Consider the following 7,626-nt stretch of genomic DNA (forward strand, 5'->3'; position numbering starts at 1 on the left):
GTTCCTCTCGGTATTCAAAGGGTGAAATTTCGTACAGCAATGCGCACATCGACGGGACAAAGTTCCGTTCCGGATGCGATGACCGGATTGAGGTCGAGTTCGTAAATTTCGGGCCGCGCAAGCATCAGGTCACCGACGGCGACTAGCAGGTCAGCCATGGCGGAACGGTCGATCGGCAGTAGATTGCGATAGCCGTCCAGAAGTCGCGAAGCCAACGTCTCGTCAATGAGTTCCTCGGCCTCGAGATGCGTCAACGGTGCGGCACGGAACGACACGTCTCGTAACGCTTCCACGAGGAACCCTCCGCTTCCAAACGCCACTATTGGCCCGAAGATCGGGTCGCGGCGTGCCCCGACTAGCACCTCGACACCTGACGGCGCCATCGGGGCAACGACCATGCCTTGGATAACCCCCTCGGGTGCGCCCGCGGTCACCGACGCGACCATCCTCTTCCAGGTTTCCGTTGCCAACCCGGGCGTCACCTTCAGGCTCACCCCCCCGACGTCGGACTTGTGAGCGACCCCGTCGGCAACAATCTTTACGGCACACGGCATATCGAACTTCCGCAGCGCAGCCTCCAGTTCCTTGGCCGAGGACGCGAATGTCCAATCGCCGCTCGAGATGCCTTCGGACTCGATGAGCCGACGCGCGGCGGGTTCACTCAGGAGAACCGGATCTTCCTCATGCACGGTCGCTGGATCGTTGGGAAGCAGCAAAGAGGACCGCAACGACGCTGTTGCGAGACGCTTCCCGCGTCGAGCGAGGGCGGCTACGGAACGGACCGCATGGTCGATGGACCCGATCACAGGGATGCCGTTCTCACGAAGCACTTGGTGTGTGCTAAGTCGGTCGAATGCGTAGCAGCTCTGCACGATGAATGGTTTACCGTATTTTTTTCCAATCTCGACCAGCTGGCTGGCGTCCCGTTCCTCAATCTCACGCAGCCGCGAGCTGAACCGCTCGTGGTAGCCGCCGTACATGCCTATAACTAGGACCAAGCCCACGCTGGGGTCACGCATAAGGACCTCGACTGCCTGACTGAAGAGACCTGGGTTCGAGTCGGTCGCGCCAGCCACGTCAATTGGGTTGTTTAGCGCGGCGTTATCGCCCAGGAGCTGGCGTAGTTCCTTCTCAGTGTCGCTTGCCAAGTTTGATAGCTGGACGTTCTGCGCGACGAGTGCATCGGCTGCCAAGGTCGCATGCCCGCCGCCGTCGGCGAGCAAGGCGACGCCGGTGCCGTATGGTAGCGGCGCGACTGTCGCGAGCACGCCGGCCACAATGGCCAATTCGTCGGACCGCTCCACGAGCTCGACGCCGGCCTGGCCGAGAAGGGCGATCGCGACCTCGTCTGAGCCGGCAATCGAACCGGTGTGCGATAGGGCCGCAACCCGACCGATTTCCGAACGACCGCCACGCAGCATCACTAGCGGCTGCTGCGGGGCGACCTTTACTGCAGCCTGCAGGAAGCTGCGGCCATCCCTGAGCCCCTCGCTGTGGATTGCGATAGCCCCGACGTTCGGGTCGTCGGCGAAGTACTCGACGCATTCGGAGTAAGTGATGTCGATCTGGTTGCCGAGTCCGACGTAGGATGCCACGCCCGGCCCGTGGGTGGCTTTGTCGTCGGCGATGAGCGAGAGCAACATGTTGCCGCTCTGAGTGAGGATGGCAATTGGGCCAGCCTTCACCGCTGGCACACCGACGAGATTCACCCCCATTTTCACATTGAGGAATCCGGAGGTATTCGGCCCGATGACCCGCAAGCTGGTCTTCTCCAGTACCTTCTGCAACTCCGCCTCTGCCGCTGCGCCGGACGCTCCGGTCTCACTGAATCCGCTGGCGAGGAGCACTGCACCAGCCACATCACGATCAGCGAGCTCGACCAGCGCACCTGAGGTCGCCGCTGCCGGCAGGGACACGAGCGCAAGGTCGATACTTTCGGGCAGGTCGTCGATGCTGGTCAAGAAGTCGACACCATGCGCGCTCCCACCCCCAGGGTTGACCGCGTATACAGCCCCGGTGTAGCCGCTTTCGAAAAGCGCACGTAGGACTTGATTGCCGCGCTTGCCAGGGTTCGTGGAAGCGCCGACGACCACTATGGATGTAGGAGCAAAAACGCGCTCCATGGTTCGACGCTCAGTGGAGATAGTCATTTCGTTCACCGCCCCACGAACACAGGGTCACGACGATCGGCGAAGCTGGCGACACCCTCGGCCCAGTCGGCGGTCTCCATGATGGAGAGCAAGTCTCGCTCCTCCCGCATCAGGGCCAAGTCCAGATCAGTCACGTCCATAAGAGAAGCCTTGAGTCGTGCGAGCGAGACCGGTGCCTTGCTAGCGATGTCCTGAGCGAGTTCCTGGACGGCGTCGTCGAGCTTGCCCGCCGGGACGCTAGCACGCGCAAGGCCGATGGCCTGGGCATCTTGACCGCCCAGCCACGCACCGAGGGTTAGAAGATCTTGGGCCCGGCGCAGGCCAATGAGCCTAGGAAGGCGATACGTGACGCCGCCCCCCATGTACGTGCCGATGCTGGACTCGGGAAAGCCGATTTTGGCCTCGTCAGCTATGACGACAAAGTCGGCGCTAGTGGCCATCTCCGCACCTGCACCGAGGGCGTAACCGTTCACGGCTGCGATGACAGGGAGGTCCATCGTCTGGATTCGGCGGCACACCTGTTGGCCGAGATTTACATACTCTCTGATCTCAGCCCGAGTGCGTTCCTGGGTGTGGTGGGCCTTCTGATCGGCGCCGACACAGAACGCCCGGCCAGCACCGGTAAGAACGACCACGCGAGCTTCTGGGGCGGAACTCGCCTCGTCGAGTCCGGCGAGGATTTGTTGGTACAAATCTGTGCTGACCGCGTTTAGGCGATCGGGTCGATTCAGGGTGAGCGTGTGGACGGATCCGTCACGAGAGTGCAGAACGGTGGACATAGGACTCCTTTTGCATTATTTAATGCTTTATGAACAATTCGCGCAATATTTCTTGTACATCGTATTATACAAGTTTTCTTGCGTCTGGGAATAGCAAGTTGATTTGGCCCCGGGTTCGCCGCTGGTTTTGGCCCCACCCTGTTGGTGTTTCGGTCAGTTTTGACGGGACTTGCTGATGGTCTGCTGGGTGGTTTTCAGCCGGTAGGAATCGGTGCCGGTGTTGATAATGTGGCTGCGAAAGGTCAGCCGGTCCACGACCGCCGCCGCGAGGCGCGGGTCGGTGAACGTCTGGCCCCACTGCTGAACGGCGCATTGCTTGCGCAGGCGATGGACGCCCGTTCTTCCCAGGCCGTGATGATCTGGACAAGAGCTCGGCGCCGTGGGTATCGAGCTTGACGTAGCCGACCTCGTCGATCTATACGGACATCCGTATAGGTTGATCTATGCCGAGCCCGCGACTATGCCGAGGCTTCCGACGCCGGAACCGCGGGCTGCCTTCCCGTCGGCATTGACGTTGTCCGGCACGGCCGGGACCCGGCCCGGGTCCGAGAGCACCAGGCGCCGGTTCCCTTCGGTCGGTTGGCGCCCATGAGGATCTTGTGATGCAGGTTGGTCCGCATGGCAGGGTCAATGCCGGTGGCGACCGACGCGACCTGGGAGGCGACCAGCAGGTGGACCCCGGTGAAGCGCAGTTCGGCGGCGATCCGCTTGATGAACTATTCCAGGAGGGCCTTCTGAAGGTAGTGGGGTTGGTGTCGACGCCGCCGGCGCGGGCGAGCCTGAAAATTTGTAGATCCATGCCAGTGGTCATGCGTAGAACCGGACCCTACGGCTGGTGAGCCCGGAGTGCCGGATAACCGCGATTCTCAATGGACGGTTTGATAATGGAAATCCCGGTAATCCCCGGAAGCCCGGACCGGGCCCCTCACCCCCGCTTCAGGCCTCTCCTACGTGTGGTTTGTGCAGGATAGGGGCTTCATCTTTCCGGGTACCGGTTGTACCTCTCCTGTGTGCGGCATCCCTCGCAGAAGAGCAGCCCTGCGGGCCGCTGGCCTCCCTCCCCTTCGGTGGCCGGGCTCCGCCCTCAGCCTCACCTGTCAGGGTCCTCCGGCCGACCCCCATCCGACGGGACTGCGTCCCACCCCGTCAGCTCGCGGCCCACACACAAAGGGGCTCCGCCCCAGGAGGTGCCCCACCCGGTTCCAGCCTCGGCCTCCACGTCAGCCGGACAGGGAGCGCTGCGCGCAGGCCCGTCGTGGAACGGACAGTGCCTTCTTTTCAGGTGGTCTTTGGGTTGGTAGGGGCTTCGCCCCGGGAAGGCAGGGGGCAACGACCCGTGGAACGCCAAGTCATCGACCCGTCATCGCGCTGCGCGAGCAGCGAGGGAAACCTCCCCGTCATCGTCACGTGGCACGACCCGGTACACGATCCGTGCAGCCAACGGACAGCTTCCCCGACGGACGAAGTCCGGCTCCAGGCCGCAGGCCTTGTCCTTCAGAGAGGCCATCTTTTGAGGAGCTGCTGCGCAGCAGCCGGACAACAACACGAGCCCACAAAGCCCCACGGGAAGAAGAACAGCCCGGCGGCAGCCGGGCCAAGAACCACTCATCGTGAACCGGAACGACAACGAAACGCGACACGAGAAGCTATCCTTTCGGCCCAACTCCCCGGCGCGCAGCGCCTACAAAGCCAACCAGAAGCCCAGGCCCGACGAGAAGAGAACGATGAGTGCAGCGCAACGGGCGGCGCAGCCGCCTAGCCCCGCAGGGAAGGCCCAGTCATCAGGAGAAAGCAGCCCCCAAGGGGAAGCGGAAGGAGCGCAGCGACGGAGGCGCACCCCGCAGGGTGCGGGCCCACCGTCGGCACCGGGCGCGCAGCGCCCTGGCCGACAGGGTCAACGTGAAGAGAACGGACAGTGAATCAGGAGAACTCAAAGGTCAACGAACAGCGGAAAGGGAAAACGGAACGGGAAACGCAACGGTTGGGGCGAGGGCGCTTGCGCCCGAGTCCCCTCTTAATATGCCTTCACCCCGACCTCCACCGACCTCCACCGACCAAACCGATAGCCACCGGCCCATCCTTCGTCAGTCCAAGACACCGGGGCTATCGCCCGGCGGCGCTTCGCTCCGGGATCATCAGCCAGCGAAGCCGGCGGGGTCCGGGTCGGTGGGCGGCTATCGCCGGACCTGCCGTCGGACTAAGGTCACGTCCATGGAACCGATCATCCTGCTCGACGTCGACGGTGTGCTCAACCCGGTGATGCACCCGGGCGAGGGTGGGCGGCCACGGCTCACGCTGTCCGGGGAGAAGGCGGCCCTGGTCCGGCGGCTGGCCCGGTGCGGGCGGATCGCGTGGGTGTCGACGTGGCCGGCGGATCTGACGGCAGGGCTGGAGGCGCAGCTGGAGCTCGCGGTTGAACCGCTGCGGGTGACGCTGCTGGTCCGCGCCGCGGACGGGGACGAGCCAACCCCGAAGCTCCGGTCGGTGGCCCGCTGGCTGGCCAGGATGGACGATGGTGGCGAGGCCGACTGGGACGCGGTCGTGTGGATCGATGATGTGCTCGGTCCGGACGCGCGGGCGTGGGCCAACAACTACAGCCAGCCGGTCCTGCTGGAGAAACCGTCGCCGGATACGGGCCTGACTGAAGTTCACATCGTCGCCGTCGAGGTGTTCGTTGATGGCGGTGCCGGAGGCTGAGCGGTAGATTGACGGCCAAGGATGTGCAGCTTGAATGGGGGCTTCTGTGCAGTTGGTTGCGTACCTGAACGGTGAGCGCTTCGACGCGACCGAGATGGCCCACGATCCGTGGCGGGGACTGATTGATTATCCCGGCTACAAGGATCTGGTGCTGGCCGAGTGCGGGCGGCGGGCCAGCCGAGTCACCCGCAAGGGCCGGCAGTTCTTCAAGCATTACCCCGAGGTCGACTGCGACATCACGCACAAGTCCGAGTCGGCCCAGCACCTGGCGATGAAGCAGGCGTTGAAGGACCGGGTCAACGCGGTCCCCGGCTGGAGCGCCACGGTGGAGGAAGCCCACCCGGGGCGGGCCTGGATTGCCGACGTCATGGCCACGCACGTCAGCGGAAGACGTCTGGCGTTCGAGGTCCAGCTGTCAGCTCAGAGTGAAGAGGAGTACGTCCGCAGGTCCCAGCGCTACGTGGACGACCGTATCGGGCCCGTATGGGTGGTCCCCGAGAACTTCGAGTGGTTCCGGGTGAAGCTGCCGATGATCGTCACGGGTTTCGGCAAGACCAGTGACCTGCCACTGGAGCCGGCGGAGCTCATGGAGCTCACCCGCTACCAGCCCATGTTCAGGATCACGGCCCGGGTCACGATCGCTGTTGGCCGCGTCCTGGATCCATCGTTCTCTTGGCCGCACGGAACACCGCACCACCAGCTGGAGGAGCTCGCACGACAGCAGGAGGCCGAGGCGAAGGCGGCAGCCGCTGCCTTGGAACTGGCCGAGCGCCTGGCAGAACAGAAGCGGACGGCTGCGGAGGAGGCAGCTCGTGTGGCGGCGGAACGGATAGCACAGTTCATTGCGGCGGCGGCAGCGCCCGGCGTCTGTGGCGTGCGCCCTGTCGTTGCGGGGATGCGCGTCTGGGCCAGCACGGTCCGCTGCCTGAAGGCAGGTCACCCCATGCTCATCTGGAATCTGACCGAGCCGCGGCTGGTGCCGGCCGCCAGGACAGACATGTGGATGCCCATCGCGGAGAATCGCAGCAACGTCCGCGGGCACGTTGAAAGGTGGTTGTCCGTCTCCGGTAGCGGGCTGACCAAGGCAGGCATCCAGTGGCTTCACGGCGGAAGCGGCCAGCGCGTGTTCGTTTGTCCCGAATGCAAGGACGTCATCAAAGGCCGTTGGGTGGCAGCGTTGCCGGCGGGAAAGTGGTCCGTCATTGCCGAAGGAAGCGCGGCCCGTGCCGAGGCACGCGAGGTGCTGTACCGGAAGCCACCCGAACCCCCACCTCCACCACCGGCGCTGGTGGTACCCGAAACTGCGCAGACGCTGCCCGAGCGCTTTAAGACGGTGCACCGGACGGCAGCCATCGTGGAGGGTGACCCTGCGTTCATTGGCCCGCGGCGTTGGGCGCACTGGATGTCCGAAGCCAGGGACCTGGAGGAGCTCGGGGCACGCATGGCTGCCAAGGATGCCAAAGCAGAGCGGATGCGTTCGATCAGTGAGAACCACCGCTACATCGGCAGTGCGAACGGGTTCAGGTTTCGTTGCACAGACTGCGGGGGAGTTTTCGAGGACGAGAACGAGGGTATCCACGCGGACGCACGGTGTCTGACCCGTGGTGCCAGGTCATTCGGCTGGCGGTAAGGGGGCGGCGTCCGGTGGCCTACTGGAAGCACAGCTGCGGCTACCGCCGGGCAGATCCTACGGGTTCGGCACTAGATGAGTAATTCCAAGGGCTGTTAGTGGTCGTAGGCGGTCAGTGAGCGGCGGACGGCCTGTCCTGTCTGGTCGTTGTGCCAGATCGCGGCGGTCATGGCCAGCACGCGTTGAACGATGCGGGCCGTGACGCCTGCGGGGGTGCGTCCGCCGTGTTGTTCAAGGTCCAGTTGGCCCTTGAGTGTGTCGTTGATGGATTCGATGATCTGGCGCAGGGGTTTGAAGAATCGGGACCCAGCCCGCGGTTTTTCGCCTTTGCGGGCCGGTCGCAACAGCTCGATTCCGGTCTGATCGACGG

General features: G+C 64.0%; 5 protein-coding genes and 2 pseudogenes. 3 read left to right on the forward strand and 4 right to left on the reverse strand.

What is annotated here, in order from left to right; genetic code table 11:
• Positions 1 to 14: 14 nt before the first annotated feature.
• The 3 genes and pseudogenes from DAD99_RS15560 to DAD99_RS22310 form a co-directional block, all read right to left on the reverse strand.
• On the reverse strand, positions 15 to 2,150 hold the full coding sequence (locus DAD99_RS15560) for an acetate--CoA ligase family protein (RefSeq protein ID WP_193342236.1): 2,136 nt from the start codon (positions 2,148 to 2,150) through the stop codon (positions 15 to 17).
• Positions 2,151 to 2,155: 5 nt separating this feature from the next.
• On the reverse strand, positions 2,156 to 2,929 hold the full coding sequence (locus tag DAD99_RS15565) for an enoyl-CoA hydratase/isomerase family protein (RefSeq protein ID WP_193342237.1): 774 nt from the start codon (positions 2,927 to 2,929) through the stop codon (positions 2,156 to 2,158).
• Positions 2,930 to 3,082: 153 nt separating this feature from the next.
• Positions 3,083 to 3,344, reverse strand: a pseudogene (locus tag DAD99_RS22310) (ATP-binding protein); the annotation flags it as partial.
• 187 nt (positions 3,345 to 3,531) lie between these two features.
• On the opposite strand from DAD99_RS22310, the gene DAD99_RS15570 reads away from it, so the two are divergent.
• The 3 genes from DAD99_RS15570 to DAD99_RS15580 all read left to right on the forward strand — a co-directional run bounded on the left by DAD99_RS15570 (position 3,532) and on the right by DAD99_RS15580 (position 7,256).
• On the forward strand, positions 3,532 to 3,768 hold the full coding sequence (locus DAD99_RS15570; RefSeq protein ID WP_193342238.1) for a hypothetical protein: 237 nt from the start codon (positions 3,532 to 3,534) through the stop codon (positions 3,766 to 3,768).
• Positions 3,769 to 5,140: 1,372 nt separating this feature from the next.
• A complete protein-coding gene (locus DAD99_RS15575; protein WP_193342239.1) occupies positions 5,141 to 5,626 on the forward strand; it encodes an HAD domain-containing protein in 486 nt (161 codons plus the stop codon).
• Positions 5,627 to 5,660: 34 nt separating this feature from the next.
• Complete coding sequence (locus tag DAD99_RS15580) at positions 5,661 to 7,256, forward strand: hypothetical protein (RefSeq protein WP_193342240.1); 1,596 nt, start codon at positions 5,661 to 5,663, stop codon at positions 7,254 to 7,256.
• A gap of 95 nt (positions 7,257 to 7,351) precedes the next feature.
• On the opposite strand, the pseudogene DAD99_RS15585 reads toward DAD99_RS15580, so the two are convergent.
• A pseudogene (locus tag DAD99_RS15585) lies at positions 7,352 to 7,626 on the reverse strand (IS982 family transposase); the annotation flags it as partial.

It is taken from the genome of Pseudarthrobacter sp. AB1 (genome assembly GCF_014926485.1).
Classification (GTDB): domain Bacteria; phylum Actinomycetota; class Actinomycetes; order Actinomycetales; family Micrococcaceae; genus Arthrobacter.

Bases quoted from the DNA above. Each gene is read 5' to 3' on its own strand.
- DAD99_RS15570 (WP_193342238.1), top strand. From the start codon at position 3,532: ATGCAGGTTGGTCCGCATGGCAGGGTCAATGCCGGTGGCGACCGACGC.
- DAD99_RS15560 (WP_193342236.1), bottom strand. From the start codon at position 2,150: ATGACTATCTCCACTGAGCGTCGAACCATGGAGCGCGTTTTTGCTCCT.
- DAD99_RS15565 (WP_193342237.1), bottom strand. From the start codon at position 2,929: ATGTCCACCGTTCTGCACTCTCGTGACGGATCCGTCCACACGCTCACC.
- DAD99_RS15580 (WP_193342240.1), top strand. From the start codon at position 5,661: ATGGGGGCTTCTGTGCAGTTGGTTGCGTACCTGAACGGTGAGCGCTTC.
- DAD99_RS15575 (WP_193342239.1), top strand. From the start codon at position 5,141: ATGGAACCGATCATCCTGCTCGACGTCGACGGTGTGCTCAACCCGGTG.